We start from the raw sequence: 21,731 nt of genomic DNA on the forward strand, positions 1-21,731 counted from the left end.
CACAGCCGCTGCTACAGCCCCGACTCGTCGGTGCGCACGAGGATGCAGGTGCTCTCGGGGTCGAGCACCACGTCGTCGGGCGCCGCCGCGCGGATGGCCGCCAGGTCGGTGCCCGTCAGCTCGACGTTGCTGCCGAGCGACACCCGCCGCTGCAGCAGTGCCGCACCCACGCCGTAGCGCTCGCGGAGCTTCTGGTAGAGCGCCAGCAGCTCGGGCACGATTCCGCCGGCCACCGCGTCGCGGGCCGAGCGGGCGATCTCGAGCTGCTTCAGGATGCGCTGCCTCTGCTCGTCACGGGCACCGGCGAGCATCCGCTCCTCAGTCGCGATGTCGTCGCGGCGGGCGGTGATGGCGGCGAGCCGCACCTCGATCTCCTCGACGCGCTCCATCACCGCGAACTCGGTGTCCTCGAGGTTCAGCCGGCGCACCCGGAGCGACTCGAGCTCGCGCTCGAGGCCCTGGATGTCCTTCGACGACGACGTGGCCTGCAGGCGCTCGTTGTCGCGCTTCTCGCGGGCGGTGACGGTGTGGATGTCGGCCTCGACGCGGCTGATCTCGTTCTGCGCGCTCTCGAGCTCGCCGCTGACCGAGGCGTACTCGGCGCGGGCGGCCGCGGAGTCGCGCTGCAGCTCGGCGAGGCGCTTCTCCTGCGGGAGGGTGCGGAGGGAGTGCTCGAGCTGCGCCACCTGGTTGTCGGCGGCCTGGAGGTCGAGGAGCTTGAGCTGTTCGGCGGCGGGAGCCTTCATCGGGTGTCCTTCGGGGTTCGTTGGAGGTCGGAGTTCATTGGGTCACCACGAAGTCCCAGGGGTCGGTGCGCAGTTCGCTCACAGCGAACACGACGTCAGGCAGCGCTTCGGCCAGCTGGGCGGCCGCGGTTTCGAGCCAGAGCCACTCGCTGGCCCAGTGCGAGACGTCGATGAGCGCGGGCCCGCCTGCGACGAGCGTCTGCTCGCGCGACTCGGAGGCCGGGTGGTGCCGCAGGTCGGAGGTGATGTAGACGTCGGCGCCGCGAACGGCGGGGTCGCCGAGCAGCGAGTCGCCCGCTCCCCCGCAGAGCGCGACGGTTGCGACGGGCTGGTCGTAGTCGCCCGCGACCCGCACTCCCGTGGCCGTAGCGGGCAGCACGTCGCCGAGGGCGAGCGCCAGGCGGCCGAGGGTGGTGGGCTCGGGCATCCGCCCCACCCGGCCGAGGCCGGTGCCCTCGCGCGCGCCGGCCACGATCGGCCGGGTCTCGACGAGGCCGAGCTTCGCGGCGATGACCGACGAGGTGCCGTCGTCGACGATGTCGGCGTTGGTGTGGGCGGCGATGAGGCCGCAGCGGGCGCGGATCAGCCGGGCGAGCAGGGCGCCCTTGTACCCGGTCTCGGCGACGGTGGTCACACCGCGGAGGAGCAGGGGGTGGTGCACGAGCAGCACGTCGGCGTTCGTGTCGACGGCCTCGTCGACGGTGTCCGACACGGCGTCGACCGCGAGCAGCACGCGCCGCACCTCGTCGCTCGGAGCGCCGCTCAGAAGGCCAGGCGCATCCCACCCCTCGGCGAACTCGGTGGGCCACAGCCGTTCGACGGCGGCGTTCAGATCGGCAAGCGAGGTCGGCACGCCTGCGAGTCTACCGGGGGCGCCCTCGCCCTACCGGGACGGCAGACCCACGAGCTCGGCCGACCGCTCCCACAGCTCGCGGGCCACCTCGGCGTCGTCGGCCTGCCTCGCCGTGCGTCCGCCGGCCTTGAGGCCGTCGAAGTACGTGCCGCTCGCCGCCGGCACCGGCCCGTCGGACACGAGCGCGTCGAGCGGTGCCGCGCCCGCCTCGGGGGTCGTGCCCCAGTGTCCGCCGGTCAGCGCCGTGCCCACCCGGATCAGCACCGAGTCGCTTCCGAACGACGTCACCACGGCTCCCGGATGCACGCTGAACGCCTGCACGGCGCTCTCGCGCCGCGCTAGCTCCTTCATCGTCAGCACCACGGCCAGCTTCGCGGTGCAGTACGGCAGCCATCCGCCGAGCCACGGCCTCCGCCGCCCCTCGAGGTCGTCGAAGCGGATGCGCCCCCACCGGTTCGCGGCACTCGCCGTCGCGACGACCCGGGCGTCGCGCCCCTCGGCCGCGGCTCCGCGCAGCGCCGGCAGCATCAGCCGCGTCAGCAGGTACGGCGCGAGGTGGTTCACCTGGAAGCCGAGATCGTGCCCGTCGACCGTGGTGCCGCGCTTCGAGACGAGGCCACCGGCGTTCGCCAGCAGCACGTCGACCGTGCCGTAGCGCTGCTGCAGCGCATCCGCGAGCCCCCGCACCTCGTCGAGCCGCGCGAAGTCGGCGACGAACGCCTCGCCGCCCACCCTCTCGGCGACGCTTCGCGTGCGCCCGGCGTCCCGCCCCACGACGGCGACGCGGTCGCCCCGCCCGGCGGCCTGCTCGGCGACCACGGCCCCGATCCCCGAACTCGCCCCGGTCACGACGACGACCCGCTCCGCACCCATCCCCCCACCTTGGCACCGCAGGCATAATCCGCGGGGTGCCCAGATCTCCTCGTCCTCGACGACGTGAGTGGTGGCCGACGGCCTGGCTGACGTGGTCGGGACGTCCGATGGCTCGTCCTTGCTCGGCACCCAGCTATGGTGTCGGCATGACGGGGTATTGGTTGGTCTGGGAGCTCCTGACGTCCTTCGGCGCAGCGCTTTGGGAGTTCGTGAAGGCGTTGATCGTGCCGCTGGCTGCCGCGGCTGCGGCCGCGTACGTGGTGGTGTTGCAGATGCGTCGCTCCGAGGCGAATCGAGTGGACGAGCGGCGTGGTGTGGGTGTGAAGGCTGCTGCGAACCTGATCGTGGAGACGTCGCGGATCGGATTCTCGCTCGGGACGCTGGGCCAGACGTCGCCGGATCGGTTGTCTGGTCAGGAGGCCACCAACTTCATCATCGACGTCCATTCCAACCTCGTCGCTTCGGATCGGCCGATCGCACATTGGGCCATGAGCGTCTATGGCGTAGTTCTTCGGGAGCAGCAGGCACTTTGGGTGGCTGTAGTCGAATACCAAGCGAAAGGCTACTTCGGCGCCCCTCCGGACGTGCGCCCGCAGGCAGACGCCCTGATTCGTCGTGCGGGCAATGCAGTCGATCGTCTCCTTGCGTGGCAGCGTGGAGATCTGCCTACTCCTTGGTTCTCTGCGCAGCTTGACCCCACTGGGTCGAGATTGCTCGACGAATCGGTATTGGATGCGCCTGTCCCGCTGCGCTAACGAAGCGAGCGTCATCGGCAGGTGCATCGCCCCCCATACGTGACCCCGTTCGGGGCCAACGCCGAGCGATAGAGTCGGCGGCATGATCAGCACCGAAGGCGCCGCGTTGATCGCGACCCTCTTGCCCATCGGCATCCTCATCCTTGGATTCGAAATCAGGAGAGCCCCTCAGATGGCGGCGATGGCCCCTGCCGGACGAGTGGTGAAGATCACAATCGGCGTCGCCATCACTGCCGCCCTCCTGTGCTCCCTCGGAGCCATGTGGACGTGCGTCGTCTCCGTGAGCTCCAATGTGCCCGTCTCAGAGGATGACGCCGTCCTCGTCGGCCTGGCCGGCGCACTGCTGTTCGGTACGTGCTCGACGCTGCTACCCGGCTCCTCGATGGATGCTCTCGGGGTGATGGACTGGCTGGGCGACCATGGCGCACGTCGGCTCGAGAAGAGCCCACGCCGACTGGCGAGAGCCATGGAGTACGCGAAGAAGCACAACCGACTCAGGGACGAGTGAAGCGTTGAATCAGTAACACGGATTTGCGGCTGCGGTGGCACGGGGCGGTTTGTTCCGCGCCGACCCGGAGCAGGGGCCTCACCTATGCCCGAAGCGGGCCGGGCCGGATTCAATTCCCTGAGAGGCCGAACGTGCTCGCCGCCACGGTGAGCCCGCCGAATGCGGTACCGTCGGCTGCGTGTGGGGAACGCTCTGGCTGGCCGTGCTGACGGTCTTCAGCGCCACGCTCACCGTCTTTGTCGGGGTGGTCAGCGTCGTCCTCTTCGTGCAAGACGGGCGGCGGCAGTTCTTCGTTCTGCTTGTCCTCGGATTGAGCGTCTATGTGACGGTACGGTCGGCGAAGCTATGTGTTCGAGCTCACCGCACCGTCCGTGCCGAACGCAGTCTCGGCAGTTGACTCGACTTCGCCTCAGGTGAACACCTCTTCGCGCATCAATGCCGCGCGACCTCTCCGCCGCTCGAGCCCCAATCCCCCGAGTCGGCCGCGCAGCCTTCACCGCAATTCGACACCGGCGAGGTCGACTCAGTCGGCGCGAAGTTTGGAACGTGGTCGTCTTAGAGTTCGTGCGGCTGCCGGAGCGTCAGTTCCATGGCGGCGCCTCGTGGTGCTCGAACACCGTCGACACGCTGCGTGGGGGGGGTGGGCCCTACCGGGCTCGAACCGATGACATCCACGGTGTAAACGTGGCGCTCTACCAACTGAGCTAAAGGCCCCTGCGCGCGTGGGCAGGCACTGCAAGCTTAGCCGCCTAGACTGCGGAGCGTGACGGATGACGGGGGCGAGAGCGCCTCAGGCGTTAAGGCGCAGACCGAGAAGGCGCAGGCCGAGCACCGGTGGCCGGCCGCGATCGGGGTGCTGGTCATCCTGAGCTGCTACGCGCTGCTGCCGCCGAGCCTGTTCGGCACCGTGCGCTACGGCGTGATCGCGCTCTGCGTGGCGCTGCTGGTGGCGGTGGTCGTGATCAACCCGCACCGGCTGGTGCGCGAGACGGCGATGTCGCGGCGGCTCGGGCTCGCGCTGACCCTCGTGATCGGGCTGACGAACCAGGTGCTGCTCGTGGTGCTGATCTCGATGCTCGTGCAGAATTCCGAGGACGGGCCGACGCTGCTGCTCGGCGCCCTCGAGATCTGGCTGACGAACGTGATCGGCTTCGCGCTGCTCTACTGGGAGCTCGACCGCGGCGGCCCCGTCGTGCGCACCCAGCGCTCACGCCGCGAGCTGCCGCCTGCCGACTTCCGCTTCCCGCAGGACGAGGACGACGACGCCATCGACGAGGTCGCCGCCCACTCCTCCAAGTCGAGCAACTGGCGCCCCGGCTTCGTCGACTACCTCTACTTCTCGCTGTCGAACTCGATGGCCTTCAGCCCCACGGACACGATGCCGCTGACCCATCGCACCAAACTGCTGATGGGCCTCGAGGCGCTCGCCGGCTTCGTGCTGCTGGCCCTCGTGATCGCCCGTGGGGTCAGCCTGCTGGGCTGAAACATCAGCCTGGAGCTGATATCGTGCGATTATCAGCTGTGGGCTGATAGCCAGAGCGCCCCGGCCGCCAGCAGCGCCAGGGCCCAGCTGACGAAGCTGCCCACGAGGAAGTACTCGGCCTTCGACCCGCCCGCCCGGTCGTTCGAGATCTCGGGGAACCGCACGATGCCCTTGGCCGCGAGCAACCCGGCGACGATCGGCAGCGCGCCCACCAGAGAAAGGGCCACGATCAGCAGGCGCTCGAGCGGCCCGATCAGGCGGCCGCCGCGCAGGTCGGCGACCGTCGGCACGACCGACCCCGCCGACTCCCCCTCGCGCACGACGACCCGGCTGCGCGAGAAGAACGGCCCCGGCGTCTCGACCTCGAGGGTCCGTCCGCCCCCGTCGACCGGTGACTCCTCGGCTGCCTCCATCCCGTCGAACAGCGCGGGCCGCAGCGCCGACCGCACCACGATGTTCGCACTCTCGACGAGGAACAGCAGGATGCCCGCCCCGAGCACGACCGTCGAGACCCCCAGCCCCGCCACCGCCCGCACCGGCGACTGCGCGAGCCCGTCGACCAGGTACCCGGACGGCCCGGCGAGCGGGTTCCAGAAGAACGACCCGGCCACGACGACCAGCACGGCGATGGCGGGCAGGATGCGCAGCCGGGGGTGCCGCGACGGGGCGACCGCCGGGCTCCCCGCCGGCCGGGCGCCGGCATCGGCCGCGGTCGAGACGAGCCACCCCACTGCGAGCACCAGGGGCAGCGCGAGCCAGAGCGGAGGCACGCCGAGCCCCGTGGCCGCCAGCCCCAGCAGCACGGCCCAGATCACCACGACGACCACGGTGACACCGGCGCGAGCGCGCGGCCGAGCATCCGGAACCAACCCCGCGCGAGCGATGTCGGCACTGCCGATGAGCGCGAGCAGCACCGCCGCGAGGATCACAGCGCCGCCTTCAGCGCGGCGGTGGCGGTCAGCACGCTCATACCGCCCGATCGCCGGAGGGATTGAGAGACCGCTCCCTGCGAGATGCCCTCGGCATCGGCCAGCTCGGCCTGCAGGCGGCCGCGCATGGTGCCGTAGGTGAGGCGGCGGGCGCGCGGGCTCATCGCGCTGACGAGGTGGTCGCGGGTGAGCAGGTAAGCGTTGACGGCGGAGGCCAGCCGCACGTCGCCGTCGGTGGCGAACCAGCTGCGGAGCGTGGGGGTGCGGGAATCCTCGCGGTCGTGCGCCTCCTCGATGGCGGCGCGGGCGAGCCACCAGGCCGAACCGTCCTGCACGGCGCCGCGGGTGCCGCGGCCGACCTCGCGGAGCTCGCCCCAGCCGATGCCGAAGCGGCAGTCGATGCCCTCGGGGAGGGCGAGCCGGGCGGCGAGGGTCGCCTCGAGCGCGGATCCGAGGGTGGGATAGACGGCCTGGAACTCGTCGCCGACCGTGGCGACGAGGGGCTCGGTGCCGGATGACGGCACATCACGGGCGATCAGCTCGTCGACCCCCGCGAAGGCCCCTTCGATGGCCGCCTGGGCGGCGGGCCGATCGACGAGCTTCTTCGAGTCGACGATGTCCACGATCACCGCTGCGCGTTCTGGGGCCATCGCATAAGTCTAGCGCTTATATTTCGAGAATATAAGGTGCTGGCTTATTCAGACGCGGGCGGGCAGCAGGTCTTCGAGGGCGGCGCGGTAGGCGGCGATCGAGCGGGCCTCACCGGGCGCGGTGATGAACGAGGCGCGGATGATGCGGTTGGTGTCGATCAGGAAGGTCGCGCGGTTCGCGAAGCCCTTCTCTTCCAGGAACACGCCGTAGTCCTTGGCGACGTCGCCGTGCGGCCAGAAGTCGGCCACGAGGTCGAAGTCGTAGCCCTCCTTCTCGGCCCAGGCGCGGAGCGTGGCCTTCGAGTCGACCGAGATGCCGATGAGCTTGACGTTCGCGTCGTCGAACAGCGAGATGTTGTCCTCGAGGGCGCAGAGCTCGCTGGTGCAGACGCCCGAGAAGGCGAGCGGGAAGAACACCAGCGCCACGGGCTTCTTGCCCTGGAACTGACTGAGCCGGATGCGCTCCCCGTACTGGTTGGGGAGGTCGAAATCGGGAGCGAGGGTGTCGTTCTCCAAAGCCATGATCGGCTGCCTTTCCGATGCCGGGTGTCTCTCGGCAAACGCGCAAGCAATCTTAGACCCCTCCTGCTCAGACTCCAACCGTCCTCATGCGAACCGCCTGCGCTATGGGCTCGCCGAACGGCGCGGTATCCCCGGTTTAAGTCAGTAGGCTTGTCGGTGGCGTTCCGAACCCCATCCTGGCAAGGGCGCCCGACGAGAACAGATCTGTAAACAACAGAAGAGAGGTCGCCGGTGACTGTCAACGACCAGGACCCGTACTCCTCGGGGCACATCGACTCCGATCCCGAAGAGACCGCCGAGTGGAACGAGTCGCTCGACGCGCTCGTCGAAGCCCGCGGCCACGGCCGAGCACGCGACATCGTGCTCAGCCTGCTGAAGCGCTCGAAAGAACTGCACCTCGGTGTCCCGATGGTTCCGACGACGGACTACATCAACACCATCGCCCCCGAGAACGAGGCGCCCTTCCCGGGCGACGAGGCGCTCGAGCGCAAGTACCGGGCGTGGATCCGGTGGAACGCGGCCATGACCGTGCACCGTGCGCAGCGCCCCGGCATCGCCGTCGGCGGCCACATCTCGACCTACGCGTCGAGCGCCGCACTCTACGAGGTGGGCTTCAACCACTTCTTCCGCGGCCAGGACCACCCGGGCGGCGGCGACCAGATCTTCATCCAGGGCCACGCCTCCCCCGGCACCTACGCCCGCGCCTACCTCGAGGGCCGGCTCGACGAGAACCAGCTCGACGGCTTCCGTCAGGAGAAGTCTCACCCGGGCGGGGGCCTCAGCTCCTACCCGCACCCGCGGCTGATGCCCGAGTTCTGGCAGTTCCCCACGGTCTCGATGGGCCTCGGCCCGATCAACGCGATCTACCAGGCCCAGGCCAACAAGTACCTCACCAACCGCGGCATCAAGGATGCGTCCGACCAGCAGGTCTGGGCCTTCCTCGGCGACGGCGAGATGGACGAGGTCGAGAGCCGCGGCCAGCTGCAGGTCGCCGCCAACGACGGTCTCGACAACCTCAACTTCGTGATCAACTGCAACCTGCAGCGTCTCGACGGCCCGGTGCGCGGCAACGGCAAGATCATCCAGGAGCTCGAGAGCTTCTTCCGCGGTGCCGGCTGGAACGTCATCAAGGTCATCTGGGGCCGCGAGTGGGACGACCTGCTCGCCCGCGACACCGACGGTGCCCTGCTGAACCTGATGAACACGGTTCCCGACGGCGACTTCCAGACCTACAAGGCCGAGTCGGGCGCCTACGTGCGCGAGAACTTCTTCGGCCGCGACCCGCGGGCCCTGAAGCTCGTCGAGGGCTACTCCGACGACGAGATCTGGAACCTCAAGCGCGGCGGCCACGACTACCGCAAGGTCTACGCGGCGTTCAAGGCGGCGTCCGAGCACAAAGGCCAGCCCACCGTCATCCTGGCGCACACGATCAAGGGCTACGGCCTCGGACCGTCGTTCGAGGGCCGCAACGCGACCCACCAGATGAAGAAGATGACGCTCGACAACCTCAAGATGTTCCGCGACGAGATGCACATCCCCATCTCCGACGCGCAGCTCGAGGAGAACCCCTACCTCCCGCCCTACTACAAGCCGGGCGAGGACGACGAGGCCATCCAGTACCTGCACGAGCGCCGGCGCGCGCTCGGCGGCTACCTGCCCGAGCGCCGCACCAAGCACACCGCCATCACGCTGCCCGACGACTCCAGCTACCAGACCCTCAAGAAGGGCTCCGGCACGCAGGAGATCGCGACGACGATGGCGTTCGTGCGCCTGCTGAAGGACCTGACCCGCTCGAAGGACTTCGGCAACCGCGTGGTGCCGATCATCCCCGACGAGGCGCGCACCTTCGGCATGGACGCGTTCTTCCCGTCGAACAAGATCTACAACCCCAAGGGCCAGACCTACACCTCCGTCGACCGGGAGCTGCTCCTGGCCTACAAGGAGAGCCCCCAGGGCCAGATCATCCACGTGGGCATCAACGAGGCCGGCGCCATGGCGTCGTTCACCGCGATCGGCACGAGCTACTCCACCCAGGGCGAGCCGCTCATCCCGATCTACGTGTTCTACTCGATGTTCGGCTTCCAGCGCACGGGCGACGCCCTGTGGGCGGCGGGCGACCAGATGGCGCGCGGCTTCGTGATCGGCGCGACCGCCGGCCGCACCACCCTCACGGGTGAGGGCCTGCAGCACGCCGACGGCCACTCCCCCCTGCTCGCCTCGACCAACCCCGCGGTGGTCAGCTACGACCCGGCCTACGGCTACGAGCTGAACCACATCGTTCGGGCCGGCCTCGAGCGCATGTACGGCGGCCAGCACGACGACCCGAACGTCATGTACTACCTCACGGTGTACAACGAGCCGCACGTGCAGCCGGCCGAGCCCGAGGGTCTCGACGTCGACGGCGTCGTGCGCGGCATCTACCGCCTGAAGTCGGGCTGGATCGAGGGCCCCAAGGCCCAGATCCTCTCCTCCGGCGTGGCGGTGCCGTGGGCCCTCGAGGCGCAGGAGCTGCTCGCCAACGACTGGGGTGTGTCGGCCGACGTGTGGTCGGTCACCTCCTGGGGCGAGCTGCGGCGCGACGGCCTCCGGGCCGAGTCGCACAACTTCCTGCACCCCACCGAGGAGCGCCAGACGGCCTACGTCACCACCAAGCTGCAGGATGCGCACGGTCCGTTCGTGGCCGTCACCGACTACATGCACGCGGTGCCCGACCAGATCCGTCAGTTCGTCCCCGGCGAGTACGCCACGCTCGGCGCCGACGACTTCGGCTTCTCCGACACACGTCCGGCGGCCCGTCGCTTCTTCAAGATCGACGGCCCCTCGGTCGTGGTGCGCGTGCTCGAGCAGCTCGCGGCCCGCGGCGAGGTCGACCAGAACGCCCCCTCGTGGGCGATCGAGAAGTACCGCCTCTACGACGTCACCGCCGGAACCTCCGGCTCGGCGGGCGGCGAGAGCTGACCCGGAGCAGATGACCACACGATCGATCGCGGTCAAGGGCCCCGGCCCGCTGAGCTGCGGCTCGGCGGGCCTCGGCCCGGGAGGCGCCGATGCCTAAGACCAAGGAGCAGACACTCGCGTGGCTGCGCACCATCTCGGGCGAGCTCTCGACCGCGACGATCAAGAAGCTCGACGCCACGCTGCCCTGGTACGGCGACATGCCGCCGGGGCGGCGTTCGGCCGTCGGGCTAGTGGCCCAGCAGGGCATCAAGTCGTTCATCCAGTGGTACGACGACCCCACGACCACCACCTGGATCGCCGCCGACGTGTTCGGCTCCGCTCCCCGCGAGCTCCTCCGCTCGGTGAGCCTGCAGCAGACGCTGCAGCTCATCCGGGTGGTCGTCGAGGTGGTCGAGGAGCGTGTGCGCGGGGCCGACGCCTCCCTCCGCGAGGCGATCCTGCTCTACTCGCGGGAGATCGCCTTCGCCGCCGCCGACGTCTACGCCCGCGCGGCCGAGGCCCGCGGCCTCTGGGACGCCCGGCTCGAGGCCCTGGTGGTCGACAGCATCCTGAGCGGCGAGTACGACGACGAGTTGCCCTCCCGCATCGCGGCCCTCGGCTGGCACGGCCACGGCGAGGTCAGCGTGCTGGTGGGAACCACGCCCCGCCAGCTCGACGTCGACCAGCTGCGCCGCACGGCCCGGCACCTCAACGCCGACCTCCTGATCGGCGTGCAGGGCGGGCGGCTCGTGCTCGTCATCGGGCGTGCCCAGCCGGCCTCGTCCTACGACCAGGTTCCGGATGCGCAGGCCGGCGATCCCGCCAGCGACACCGCCCCGGCCGAACCGATCCTCTCCTTCCTCGACATCGCCACGCAGCTCGAACCGGGCTTCGGACCGGGCTACCTCGTGCTCGGCCACGAGGTGCCGAGCGTCGTCGACGCCTCGCGCAGCGCCAAGGCCGCCCTCGCCGGCTTCGCCGTGGCCCGCGCCTGGCGGAACGCCCCGCGGCCGATGCTCGCCGACGACCTGCTGCCCGAACGCGCCCTGGCCGGCGACCCATTGGCCCGGTCGACCCTCGTCAACCGCGTCTACCGGCCCTTGCAGGACCAGTCGCCCGAGCTCATGACCACCCTCTGGTGCTATCTGGACAACGGCCGCTCGCTCGAGGCGACCGCTCGTGAGCTCTTCGTTCACCCCAACACTGTGCGGTACCGCCTCAAGCGGGTCACGCAGGTGATCGGCTGGGACGCGACGGGCGCGCGGGAGGCGCTGATCCTCCAGTCGGCCCTCATCCTCGGATCGATGAACGATCACGACTCGCCGGGCCATCGGCGCTGAGCGCCGCCGGTTCTGTATACCTTCGACAATGGATCTCGGCGAGTGTTGGCCCTCGTCGACACGGCCTCCGACCGAACACCTGGGAGACTGAAGCAATGATCGTCGTCGTGTGCCCCGGCCAGGGGTCCCAGACCCCCGGCTTCCTCGAGCCCTGGATCGCCGAGTCCACCTTCCGCGACACGCTCGCCGAGCTGGGCGCCGCCGCGTCGTCCGACCTCGTCGCGCACGGCACCACGAGCGACGCCGACACCATCCGCGACACCGCGGTGGCGCAGCCGCTGATCGTCGCGGCCGGGCTGCTGACGCTCCGCACCCTGTTCGCCGACGGGCGCCGCGAGAAGGTGGGCGGCATCGCCGGCCACTCCGTGGGCGAGATCACGGCGGCGGCGGGGGCGGGCATCCTGAGCGAGACCGACGCCATGCGCTTCGTGGGCGAGCGGGGCCGCGCGATGGCCGACGCGGCCGCCCTCACCACCACCGGCATGAGCGCCGTCGTGGGCGGCGACCAGGCCGTGCTGCTCGAGCTCTTCGACGAGGTCGGCGTGATCCCGGCCAACTACAACGGCGGCGGGCAGATCGTCGTCGCCGGCGCTCCCGAGGCCCTGGCCGCCCTGACGGAGCGGGCCCCCCGCGGCGTGCGCGTCATCCCGCTGCAGGTTGCCGGCGCCTTCCACACCCACTTCATGGCTCCGGCCGTCGAGCGTCTCGCGGCCGTCGCCGCGACGCTCACGCCGGCCGATCCGACCCTGCCGATCTGGACGAACAACGACGGCTCGGCCGTGACCAGCGGCTCCCGCTTCGTCGAGCTCCTCGTCGGCCAGGTCTCCTCGCCCGTGCGCTGGGACCTGTGCATGGAGTCCTTCGCCGCGGCCGGCGTCACGGGGCTGATCGAGGTCTCCCCCGCCGGCGCCCTCACCGGACTGGCGAAGCGCGGGCTCAAGGGCGTGCCCGCCGTCGCCGTGAAGACCCCCGACGACCTGCCGCAGGCCATCGAGCTCATCGACCAGGCCGCCTGAGCGACCGCATCACAGACGGAAAGGCAGAGCGCACCCGCATGACCACGCCCACCCTGAAGCAGTCCACCGGACCGCAGTTCACCCGCATCTACGCGATCGGCGCCGCCCGCGGCGACATCACGGTGCCGAACGACGACCTGGTCGGCCCGATCGACTCCTCCGACGAGTGGATCCGTCAGCGCACCGGCATCATCGAGCGCAAGCGCGCCTCGCACGACGTGCTCGCCGTCGACCTCGCGCAGAGCGCCTCGCTCGAGGCCATCGAGGGCGCGGGCATCGCCCCCTCCCAGATCGGTGCGATCCTCGTCTCGACCATCTCCAACCCGGTCATCACCCCGTCGCTCGCGACCCAGGTGGCCGAGCGGATCGGCGCGCCGCTGGCCGCCGCCTACGACATCAGCGCGGCCTGCGCCGGGTACGCCTACGGCATCGGCCAGGCCGACTCCCTCATCCGCGCCGGCCTCGCCGAGTACGTGCTCGTGATCGGCGCCGAGAAGCTCTCCGAGTTCGTCGACCCGACCGACCGCTCCATCTCGTTCCTGCTGGGCGACGGTGCCGGCGCCGCGATCATCGGCCCGAGCGACTCCGTCGGCATCGGCCCGACCATCTGGGGCTCGGATGCCACGAAGCGCGACGAGATCTACATGACGGGCACGAACATCGGCTTCCGGGACCAGGAGTCCGAGTGGCCGACGCTCCGCCAGAACGGCCAGGCGGTGTTCCGCTGGGCCGTCTGGGAAATGGTCAAGGTCGCCAACCAGGCCATCGAGGCCGCCGGCATCACCGTCGACGACCTGGCCGCGTTCATCCCGCACCAGGCGAACATGCGCATCATCGACGAGTTCGCCAAGCAGCTGAAGCTCCCCGACACGGTCGCCATCGGCCGTGACATCGCCACCACCGGCAACACCTCGGCCGCGTCCATCCCGCTCGCGACGCACCGGCTGCTCGAGGAGCAGCCCGGGCTCTCGGGCGGGCTGGCCCTGCAGATCGGCTTCGGCGCCGGTCTCGTGTTCGGCGCTCAGGTCGTCGTGCTGCCGTAGTCCGGCGCCCGACTACACTGAGACTCGGTCAAAATCACACCCCCAAGGAGAAGAACAATGGCATTGTCCACCGAAGAAGTCCTGGCCGGCCTGGCCGAGCTGATCAACGACGAGACCGGCATCGCCACCGACACCGTCGAGCTGGACAAGTCCTTCACCGACGACCTCGACATCGACTCCATCTCGATGATGACCATCGTCGTGAACGCCGAAGAGAAGTTCGACGTGAAGATCCCCGACGAAGAGGTCAAGAACCTGAAGACCGTCGGCGACGCCGTCAGCTTCATCGTCGCAGCCCAGGGCTGACACCCGTGCGCTGGTCGGCAGGATCGCCGCAACCGCGATCCTGCCGACCGCACCGCGCTTCCGCACCGCGCCTTTCCGGCGCGCCGGTGACCGGGTGACCCGGGCGCCCCGGCCCCGGCGAACTGCGAGCCCCTCCATCCTGGACTGACCACCCACAGAAAGTTTCACCATGAGCACGAAGAAGATCGTCGTCACCGGAATCGGCACGACCTCGCCCCTCGGCGGAACCGCCCGCGAGTCGTGGCAGAACCTCCTCGCCGGCCAGTCCGGCGCGTCGACCCTCGAGCAGAGCTGGGTGGCCGAGAACCAGCTGCCCGTGACCTTCGCCGCTCAGGCCCGCGTCCCCGCCTCCGAGGTGCTGGAGCGCATCGAGACCAAGCGCCTCGACCCGGGCAGCCAGTTCGCCCTCATCGCAGCCCGTGAGGCCTGGGCGGACGCCGGCTCCCCCGAGGTCGTCCCCGAGCGCTTCGGTGTCGACTGGGCCACCGGCATCGGCGGCGTGTGGACGCTGCTCGACGCGTGGGACACCCTGCGCGAGAAGGGGCCGCGCCGCGTGCTCCCGATGACCGTTCCGATGCTCATGCCGAACGGCCCGGCCGCCGCGATCGAGATGTCGCTCGGTGCCCGCGCCGGCGCGCGCACCGTCGTCTCGGCCTGCGCATCGAGCACCGAGTCGATCGCGAACGCCTACGACCACCTGCAGGCGGGCCTCGCCGACATCATCGTCGCCGGCGGTTCCGAGGCGGCCATCCACCCGCTGCCGATCGCCTCGTTCGCGTCGATGCAGGCGCTGTCCAAGCGCAACGACGACCCCGCGACGGCCTCGCGTCCCTACGACCTCACCCGGGACGGCTTCGTGCTCGGCGAGGGCGGCGCCGCCCTCGTGCTCGAGACCGAGGAGCACGCGCTGGCCCGCGGCGCACGCATCTACGCCGAGCTGCTCGGCGGCGCGGTCACGAGCGACGCCTACCACATCACCGCTCCCGACCCCGAGGGCTCGGCGGCGGCCCGCGCGATGATCGCGGCCATCTCGAACGCGGGCTACTCGCTCGACGACGTGGCGCACATCAACGCCCACGCCACCTCGACCCCGGTCGGCGACATCGCCGAGTACAAGGCGATGGAGCACGTGTTCGGCGAGCGTCTGGCGGGCATCCCGGTGTCGGCCACGAAGGCCTCCACGGGTCACCTGCTCGGTGGCGCCGGCGGCATCGAGGCGATCTTCACGGTGCTGGCGCTGCACGAGCGCACCGCACCCCCGACGATCAACCTCACCGAAGCCGACCCGGCCATCCCCCTCGACGTGGTGCGCGAGCCGCGCACCCTGCCCGAGGGTGACCTCCTGGCGATCAGCAACTCCTTCGGCTTCGGCGGCCACAACGCCGTCATCGCCTTCAAGACGGCCTGAGTCGTGTGAGCTGATGCCCCGCCCCTCACGGGCGGGCGTCAGCCGAAGGAGCGGTGCAGCCAGACCACGGGCGACATGTCGCTGGCGTAGCGGAAGGGCTCGAGCTCGTCGTCCCACGCCTGGCCGAGGGCGAGCCGCAGCTCGCGGTGCAGCTCGAGGGCGTTGGTGCCGGCCGACTCCATGGCGCTCCGGATGCGGTCCTCCGGGATGACGGTGTTGCCCGCGCTGTCGACCTGCGCGTAGAAGACGCCGAGGTCGGGCGTGTGCATCCACCGGCCGCCGTCGGTGCCCTCGCTGGGCTCCTCGGTGACCTCGTAGCGCAGGTGCTCCCAGCCGCGCAGGGCCGAGGCGATGGCGGCGCCCGTACCGGGCACACCCTCCCAGTAGAAGTCGGCCCGCTGGGTTCCGCGCAGCACGGGCTGCTCGATCCAGTCGAAGTTCACCGCACGACCGATAGCGCGACCTGCGGCCCACTCGATGTGGGGGCAGAGCGCGCGGGGGGCGGAGTGGACGTACACCACTCCGCGAGCACCGTTCGCCGCCATTTTCTTCTCCGTTCGTGAGGGACGTCTTCCCCAACGGCCTGTGAACGCAGTAATGGCGGTGCTATCCAGTTGTGAGTCTCATTGTGCCAGTGCCGATCCCCGAATCACAACCGTGTCATCCGCTGTTCGTGAAGCTCACAGCCTAGACTCGCGATTGTCTACGGAGTGAACAATTGCGCGATGTGCGCGTGCAGCTGCGCGCCGAGCCGAGCGCAGCGGGAGGAGGGCCATGTCGATCCGATCGGGCATCCTTGCCGTGCTCACGGCGACCGACGCCTACGGCCTGCAGCTGCACGGCGAGCTGGAGGAGCGCACCGAGCGGGTGGGCCGGGTGAACGTCGGGCAGATCTACTCCACGCTCGACCGGCTCGTCACCGCGGGGCTCGTGCGGGCATCCGGAGCCACCGACGACGGGCTGCCGCTCTACGGCCTCACCGACGAGGGCAGCGCCGCCGCCGAGGCCTGGCTGGCCGACGCGTCGATCGACGGGGCCGACCCCTGGGGGGACACCACCTTCAAGGTGCTGCTCGCGACGAGCCTCGGTCACCCGGCGGTGCCCGAGCTGCTCGAGCGCTACCGGGCGGTGTGGCGGCGCGAGGCGTCCGACGCCGCCGAGGGCCGCTCCCCCGGAGACCTCGCGCGCCGGCGGCTCGCCACCGCCGCCCTGGACTGGCTCGACGACCTCGAGGCCCTCCCGGGCGGGCCGGCGGCGCTCGTCATCCCGCTACGGAACGAGCGCCCCCGTCGAGGCCGCCGACCGGCGACGGCGCCAGAGTGACACGGGCAGGTAGCGGGCGAACGCACGGTCGCGCGGCTGCGCCTGCGCGTCCAGACCGCTGATCACGGCGAGCAGGTCGCGCCCGATGCGCGCCCGCGTCTCGTCGCTCGCGCTGCCGGGCGGGGCGTACTGCTCGAACTCGGCAGCGATCCTCAGCCGGCCGAGGGCGTCGACCGGCACCATGTTCTCGGCCGCGAGCCGCCGCTCGACGTCGGAGAGCGTGTCGCCGTGGGAGCGCTGCAGCCGGTGGTCGTCGAGGGTGTCCTCCAGCTCGAGCCAGGCGAGGGTGCCCGGCTGCGGGTCGGTGGCGAGCCGGCGGATGCGCCCGCGCCGCACGAACCGCCGGGCCGCGAACGGCGCCAGCACGATGAGCGCGACGACCGCGAGCACCCCGGCGAAGATCGACCAGCCGCGCACCTGCGCGAGCACCTGCTGCTCGGCCGACTGCACCGCCCCGACGTCGCCGCGATCAGGCCCCGCGGAGTTGGTCGCCGTCGAGGTCGAGCTCGGAGCAGGCGCCGACGAGTCGGTCGCCGACTGCTGCGCGTAGTCGGGCAGGCTGTAGTCGGGAGGGGTGATGTCGAGGCCGGGGGTGGGCTCGAAGGGCAGCCAGCCGATGCCCTCGAAGTAGAGCTCGGGCCACGCGTGCAGCTGGTCGGTGTAGACCTCGTAGACCGGCTGCCCGTCGGCCGTGCTGTCAGCGGTCTGGCCCGGTGCATAGCCCACGGCGATGCGCGAGGGGATGCCCAGGGTGCGCGCCATCACGGCCATGGCGGCCGAGAAGTGCACGCAGTAGCCCTCCTTCTTGTCGAGGAAGGCGGCGATCATCTCGGCGTTGCTGCCGTCGTAGCCGTTCGAGGCCGGAGCCGCGAGCGAGTAGCGGAACTGCCCCGAGCGGAAGTACTCCTGCAGCGCGACGGCCCGGTCGTAGTTCGTGGCCGCCCCGGCGGTGATGGTCGACGCCTCCTGGGCGATGACCGGGGGCAGGTCGGGGGGCAGGCCGAGATAGCCCGCCAAATTGTCGGGCACCGTGGCTCCGGCGGTGGCCAGCTGCTCGGCGGTCGGCGCCACCGCGAGGCTCGTGGCCTGGTAGTTGATGCCCCGGGTGTCGCCCTGCAGGTCGGTGATCGTGAAGGTGTTCGGCGTGATCAACCAATTGCCGCTCAGCGAGTCGACCTGCTGGCTCGGGTAGGGCAGCGGCAGCCAGTCGCTGCGGAGGCCTGCGATCGACACGGTGGTGGTCACGTCGGTGACCGGCACCTCGGGTGCGAGCCCGGGCGGCGTGCCGAACTCCTGGCCCTCGTACGAGACGCCGTCATAGGGCGCCTCGGGTTCCCAGGTGCCGCCGGAGAAGTCGCTCAGGTTGACCATCTTGAGATAGAGGCCCTCCTCCGACGAGGTGGAATAGGTGAGCGAGAGCACCGGGTCGCTGCGGCGCAGGTCGCGGCCGAGCTGGATCGTCGGGTCGACGCCCGTGGCGTAGGTCGACGCGAACGGCGTTCCGTCGCCCTGCTCGGCCAGGTCGCGCGAGGTGAGACCGGGGGTGACGGTGGGCAGCACGACCATCGCCGCGACGGCCGCGGCGGCGAGCCCCAGGGCGAGGCCGGCGTTCCTCCCCCCGGCGGTGGGCCGGATGCGCGTGGTCGGCCCCGCCCGCCCGCCCGACCCGATGCGCGCCCCCGTCCAGAGCACGAGCAGGAAGGCGAGCCCGGTGAGCACGTACACGAGCACTTGCGGGTCGTCGCGACGCACGAGAGGCGCGATCGTGAGCACGGCCAGCGGACCCGTGCCGCTGAGCGCCGGCACCCGGAGCCCCGTGGCCAGCTCGTCGCTGACCAGCGCGATCAGCCCGATCGACATCACCAGCAGCTGGGTCAGCTCGGGCACCGCGACGGCGGGCACCTCCTGCACCGCGATCGACTCCCGCGCAGCGGCGAGATCGGAGGAGATGTCGGCGACCGTGTCGAGGGTCGGCAGCACGAGCCAGGTCGTGCCGGGGGCGTACAGCAGCACGACGATCGCGACCCAGAGCAGCACGGCCACCCCGATGACCACCACCTCGGGCAGCCCGCGGGCCCGCAGCAGCGCCGAGACGCCGAGCAGCACGACGACCATCGCCATCGTGGCGAACCACCAGCCGATGCCCTGCAGCAGGGGCGACAGGCTGAACAGCGCGAAGCCCATGGTCAGGCCGACGGCGAGCGTCGTCGTCCAGGCACCCGAGCGCTCCCGGCGGCGGGCAGCGGATGCGCGCCCGCGCCCGCTCGTCGGCCGGCCGTTCAGGCCGCCGTCGCCCACCGCTCCGGTCGCGCGCTGACGTCCGCTCGGCGACCCCTCGGGGGCCGCCGGCGACACGGGAGGACGCAGCACGGTGCTCATGCGAGCCCCCGCGCCTCGCCGAGCGATCGCCACAGGGCCGGCAGGCTCTCGTCGGGTGAGCAGTCGACCACGGTCCAGCCCGACGAGCGGAGCTCGGCGGACACGGGGGCGGCGGACACGGGGGCGGCGGTCCCAGGGGCGGAGGCCCGAGCATCCGTCTCCCCCACCACGAACACGACGGCGTGCGACGACATGGCGGCCAGCCCCCGGATGCGGTCGGCGGCCCCCGGCGCGTTCGACACGACCGCGAACACGGGCGGGGCGTCGGGCGAGGTGAGCGCCGCCTCGTCGACGGCCGCCCGGAAGTCGCTCGGGTCGTGCACGGCGTCGGGGCCGGTGCGGGCGAGTTCGCGCACCGCGCGGGCGGCTCCGAACGGTGCGACCAGCACCTCGGCGCCGTCGCCCGTGCCATGGCCGACGAGCCGCACACCGAAGCCCTCGTTCATCAGGTGCACGGCGATGGACGCCATCGTGCTGACGGCCCACTCGAAGCCGTCGCCCGGCAGGAAGGAGTGGGCGTCGAGCAGGATGACCGCATCCTGATCGTTGCGCTGGTCGTCCTGCCGCACCATCAGCTCGCCGTGCTTGGCGGTGGCCGGCCAGTGCACGCGGCGCATCGAGTCGCCGGGGAGGTATTTGCGGGCGATGACGTCCTGCTCCCCCGCTCCCACGAGGCGGCGCGAGACCTGCTCGGCGCCGTCACCGGTCGAGAGGCGCAGGTCGACGCGGGCGAGCTCGTAGACCGTCGGGGTGATGAGAACGGTGTCGGTGCCGCCGAAGCCGAGCCGCCGCGTGGCGCAGCCGAAGGGGTCGGTGAGCGTGAGCTCGAGCGGGCCGATCGGATGCTCGCCCCGCCGCCCCGTGTCGAGCGGGTAGTCGAGGCGCTGCGTCGGCGGCTCGTCGAGCGTCGAGGACGAGTAGCGCTCGAGCGGCGGGAAGAGCGCGGGAGGAGCGGCCTCGAGCGGCGGGGCCGTGCGCTCCCGCCAGGCGGCCGCCGGCGTGCGGAGGCTTCCCCAGTTCTGCAGGAACATCGACACGGTGACCGCCTGGCCGACGGTGCCCGACTCGGGGCTGAACCGCCGTCGAACGGTGATCGCGATGCGGCGGAGCGCCACCCAGGCGAGAGACAGCAGCGGAACGGCGAGCAGGAAGCAGGCGAGGTAGGCGAGCTCCTGGCGGCGGAACAGCTGCGTGAGCACGAGCACGACGACGCCGGCTGCGACGAAGCCCCAGCCGCGCACGGTGAGGCGCGGCAGGGAGCGGGTGGGTCGGGGAGCGGGCACGGTCAGGCCGACGGGCGGGAGCGGTTCAGCGGCACCGGCGTGGCCGCGACGCTCCCCCGGAGCGCCGTGGCGATCGCCTCGGTGCCGCCCCCGCGGGTGTCGCTGGCCGCGCGACGGGTGGCGACGATGCGGTGCGCGAGGATCGGCACGACGAGCTCGTTGATGTCGTCGGGCACCACGAACTCGCGGCCGCGCAGGGCGGCGAGCACCTTGGCCGCGCGCACGAGGTGCAGGGTGCCGCGAGGGCTCGCGCCGAGCCGGAACTCGGGGTGGGTGCGGGTGGCCTGCACGATCGAGACCACGTACGACTCGACGGCGCGGCTGACGTAGATGGCGCGGGCGGTGTCGATCAGCTCGGCGAGCCGGTGCTTGTCGACCACGGCCCGCAGGCTCTCCATCGGGCTCCGCGACTCGCGGTGGTGCAGCATCGACAGCTCGGCGGCGGCATCGGGGTAGCCCATCGAGATGCGCGCCATGAAGCGGTCGCGCTGCGCCTCGGGCAGGGCATAGGTGCCCTCCATCTCGATGGGGTTCTGCGTGGCGACCACGATGAACGGCGGTTCGAGCGGATGCGTGGTGCCGTCGACCGAGACCTGCTGCTCCTCCATGCACTCCAGCAGGGCGGACTGGGTCTTGGGCGAGGCGCGGTTGATCTCGTCGGCGATGACGATGTTGGCGAACACGGCTCCGCGCTTGAACTCGAAGGCGTGGTCGACCTGGTTGTAGATGGAGACGCCGGTCACGTCGGACGGCAGGAGGTCGGGGGTGAACTGGATGCGGCTGACCGTGCATCCGACGCTCGTGGCGAGTGCTTTCGCCAGGGTGGTCTTGCCGACGCCCGGCACGTCTTCGACGAGGAGGTGGCCCTCGGCGATGAGGACGATGAGAGCGAGCGTGGCGGCCTCGGTCTTGCCGTCGATGACCCGCTCGAGGTTGTCGAGGATGGCGCCCGTGTACCGCCCGAACTCGTCGAGGCTGAGCGGGGCTCCCGCGCCGGCCGGGGTGGCCACAGGCGAGGAGGTGAGGGCTTCGGATGTCACGGGCGGAGGTCTCCTCGATCAGCGGCGATGCAGGGTCGGGCCGGGGTGGGCACGCGCATGACAATCACGATAAGCGCCAGGGCCGACAATTTCACCCCTTACTCAGGGCCTGCATAGGCGGCTCACACGCGGGATCGCGCACGGCGGCGCTCAGAGGAAGCGCTGCAGGGCGAGATAGACGAGCAAGCTGGTGAGGAGCAGGGCTGCGACGACGACGACCGGCGCGAACGCCCGGTGCCCCGACAGCCGCTGCCACGGCGTCGACAGCTCAGGCCGACGGAAGTCCCTTTTCGGGTCTCGATCAGGCATGCGCCCCTCCGCTCGTCCCGTGTGACGG

Annotated in this window: 22 protein-coding genes and 1 tRNA gene; 11 read left to right on the forward strand and 12 right to left on the reverse strand. The window is 70.8% G+C overall.

All coding sequences use genetic code 11. The features are described from left to right. Positions 1–11: 11 nt before the first annotated feature. The 3 genes from HQQ85_RS03580 to HQQ85_RS03590 are packed head-to-tail and all read right to left on the reverse strand — an operon-like array spanning position 12 to position 2,472. Positions 12–746 (reverse strand): zinc ribbon domain-containing protein, encoded by a 735-nt coding sequence (locus HQQ85_RS03580; RefSeq protein WP_173181113.1) that lies wholly within the window; start codon positions 744–746, stop codon positions 12–14. Positions 747–780: 34 nt separating this feature from the next. Then, a complete protein-coding gene (locus tag HQQ85_RS03585) occupies positions 781–1,599 on the reverse strand; it encodes a Nif3-like dinuclear metal center hexameric protein (RefSeq protein ID WP_173181114.1) in 819 nt (272 codons plus the stop codon). A 30-nt stretch (positions 1,600–1,629) separates the two neighbouring features. Beyond that, positions 1,630–2,472: an SDR family NAD(P)-dependent oxidoreductase gene (locus HQQ85_RS03590; protein WP_173181115.1), complete on the reverse strand. Its 843-nt coding sequence runs from the start codon at positions 2,470–2,472 to the stop codon at positions 1,630–1,632. A 146-nt stretch (positions 2,473–2,618) separates the two neighbouring features. On the opposite strand from HQQ85_RS03590, the gene HQQ85_RS03595 reads away from it, so the two are divergent. From HQQ85_RS03595 to HQQ85_RS03605, 3 genes are all read left to right on the forward strand, one after another. Continuing rightward, the gene (locus HQQ85_RS03595) at positions 2,619–3,227 is read left to right on the forward strand and encodes a hypothetical protein (protein WP_173181116.1); all 609 of its coding nucleotides are present in this window, start codon (positions 2,619–2,621) and stop codon (positions 3,225–3,227) included. Between the two features lie 82 nt (positions 3,228–3,309). Further along, a complete protein-coding gene (locus HQQ85_RS03600) occupies positions 3,310–3,735 on the forward strand; it encodes a hypothetical protein (protein ID WP_173181117.1) in 426 nt (141 codons plus the stop codon). 178 nt (positions 3,736–3,913) lie between these two features. Then, positions 3,914–4,132 (forward strand): hypothetical protein, encoded by a 219-nt coding sequence (locus HQQ85_RS03605; RefSeq protein WP_173181118.1) that lies wholly within the window; start codon positions 3,914–3,916, stop codon positions 4,130–4,132. Positions 4,133–4,376: 244 nt separating this feature from the next. On the opposite strand, the gene HQQ85_RS03610 is transcribed toward HQQ85_RS03605, so the two are convergent. After that, a tRNA-Val gene (locus HQQ85_RS03610) sits at positions 4,377–4,449 on the reverse strand. Positions 4,450–4,498: 49 nt separating this feature from the next. Between HQQ85_RS03610 and HQQ85_RS03615 the strand changes: the two genes are divergently transcribed. Then, a complete protein-coding gene (locus HQQ85_RS03615) occupies positions 4,499–5,218 on the forward strand; it encodes a DUF1345 domain-containing protein (RefSeq protein ID WP_173181119.1) in 720 nt (239 codons plus the stop codon). A 32-nt stretch (positions 5,219–5,250) separates the two neighbouring features. On the opposite strand, the gene HQQ85_RS03620 is transcribed toward HQQ85_RS03615, so the two are convergent. Genes HQQ85_RS03620 through HQQ85_RS03630 form a run of 3 tightly spaced genes read right to left on the reverse strand, consistent with a single transcriptional unit; the run spans position 5,251 to position 7,319 of the window. Continuing rightward, entirely contained in the window at positions 5,251–6,147 is an 897-nt protein-coding gene (locus tag HQQ85_RS03620) for a hypothetical protein (RefSeq protein ID WP_173181120.1), read from the reverse strand. Continuing rightward, positions 6,144–6,797 carry a SatD family protein gene (locus HQQ85_RS03625; protein ID WP_173181121.1) on the reverse strand — a complete coding sequence of 218 codons (654 nt, stop codon included), beginning with the start codon at positions 6,795–6,797 and terminating at the stop codon, positions 6,144–6,146. The genes HQQ85_RS03620 and HQQ85_RS03625 overlap by 4 nt, the downstream gene beginning before the upstream one ends. A 48-nt stretch (positions 6,798–6,845) precedes the next feature. Continuing rightward, the gene (locus HQQ85_RS03630; protein WP_173181122.1) at positions 6,846–7,319 is read right to left on the reverse strand and encodes a peroxiredoxin; all 474 of its coding nucleotides are present in this window, start codon (positions 7,317–7,319) and stop codon (positions 6,846–6,848) included. 231 nt (positions 7,320–7,550) lie between these two features. Between HQQ85_RS03630 and aceE the strand changes: the two genes are divergently transcribed. The 6 genes from aceE (at position 7,551) to HQQ85_RS03660 (ending at position 15,369) form a co-directional block, all read left to right on the forward strand. Next, the gene (gene aceE, locus HQQ85_RS03635; RefSeq protein ID WP_173181123.1) at positions 7,551–10,277 is read left to right on the forward strand and encodes a pyruvate dehydrogenase (acetyl-transferring), homodimeric type; all 2,727 of its coding nucleotides are present in this window, start codon (positions 7,551–7,553) and stop codon (positions 10,275–10,277) included. Positions 10,278–10,366: 89 nt separating this feature from the next. Then, on the forward strand, positions 10,367–11,596 hold the full coding sequence (locus tag HQQ85_RS03640) for a CdaR family transcriptional regulator (RefSeq protein WP_173181124.1): 1,230 nt from the start codon (positions 10,367–10,369) through the stop codon (positions 11,594–11,596). 95 nt (positions 11,597–11,691) lie between these two features. Further along, complete coding sequence (locus HQQ85_RS03645) at positions 11,692–12,612, forward strand: ACP S-malonyltransferase (RefSeq protein WP_173181125.1); 921 nt, start codon at positions 11,692–11,694, stop codon at positions 12,610–12,612. Positions 12,613–12,650: 38 nt separating this feature from the next. Beyond that, entirely contained in the window at positions 12,651–13,655 is a 1,005-nt protein-coding gene (locus tag HQQ85_RS03650; protein ID WP_173181126.1) for a beta-ketoacyl-ACP synthase III, read from the forward strand. Between the two features lie 57 nt (positions 13,656–13,712). Next, entirely contained in the window at positions 13,713–13,961 is a 249-nt protein-coding gene (locus HQQ85_RS03655; protein ID WP_173181127.1) for an acyl carrier protein, read from the forward strand. A 169-nt stretch (positions 13,962–14,130) separates the two neighbouring features. Beyond that, positions 14,131–15,369, forward strand: coding sequence for a beta-ketoacyl synthase (locus HQQ85_RS03660; protein WP_173181128.1), 1,239 nt, complete (start codon positions 14,131–14,133; stop codon positions 15,367–15,369). 38 nt (positions 15,370–15,407) lie between these two features. Here the strand turns inward: HQQ85_RS03660 and HQQ85_RS03665 are convergent, their stop codons facing one another. Beyond that, positions 15,408–15,914, reverse strand: coding sequence for a DUF3145 domain-containing protein (locus HQQ85_RS03665; RefSeq protein ID WP_173181129.1), 507 nt, complete (start codon positions 15,912–15,914; stop codon positions 15,408–15,410). Positions 15,915–16,143: 229 nt separating this feature from the next. On the opposite strand from HQQ85_RS03665, the gene HQQ85_RS03670 reads away from it, so the two are divergent. Further along, on the forward strand, positions 16,144–16,692 hold the full coding sequence (locus tag HQQ85_RS03670; RefSeq protein WP_173181130.1) for a PadR family transcriptional regulator: 549 nt from the start codon (positions 16,144–16,146) through the stop codon (positions 16,690–16,692). Here HQQ85_RS03670 and HQQ85_RS03675 read toward each other — a convergent pair. From HQQ85_RS03675 to HQQ85_RS03690, 4 genes are all read right to left on the reverse strand, one after another. Further along, positions 16,639–19,071 (reverse strand): DUF3488 and transglutaminase-like domain-containing protein, encoded by a 2,433-nt coding sequence (locus HQQ85_RS03675; protein WP_173181131.1) that lies wholly within the window; start codon positions 19,069–19,071, stop codon positions 16,639–16,641. The two genes, HQQ85_RS03670 and HQQ85_RS03675, sit on opposite strands and share 54 nt — an antisense overlap. After that, positions 19,068–20,354: a DUF58 domain-containing protein gene (locus tag HQQ85_RS21285; protein ID WP_173181132.1), complete on the reverse strand. Its 1,287-nt coding sequence runs from the start codon at positions 20,352–20,354 to the stop codon at positions 19,068–19,070. Before HQQ85_RS21285 ends, HQQ85_RS03675 begins: the two co-directional genes overlap by 4 nt. Before the next feature lie 2 nt (positions 20,355–20,356). Next, the gene (locus HQQ85_RS03685) at positions 20,357–21,394 is read right to left on the reverse strand and encodes an AAA family ATPase (protein WP_173181133.1); all 1,038 of its coding nucleotides are present in this window, start codon (positions 21,392–21,394) and stop codon (positions 20,357–20,359) included. Positions 21,395–21,544: 150 nt separating this feature from the next. Further along, the gene (locus HQQ85_RS03690; RefSeq protein WP_173181134.1) at positions 21,545–21,703 is read right to left on the reverse strand and encodes a hypothetical protein; all 159 of its coding nucleotides are present in this window, start codon (positions 21,701–21,703) and stop codon (positions 21,545–21,547) included. Between the last annotated feature and the right edge of the window lie 28 nt (positions 21,704–21,731).

It is taken from the genome of Herbiconiux sp. VKM Ac-2851, from assembly GCF_013205105.1.
GTDB lineage: Bacteria > Actinomycetota > Actinomycetes > Actinomycetales > Microbacteriaceae > Herbiconiux > Herbiconiux flava.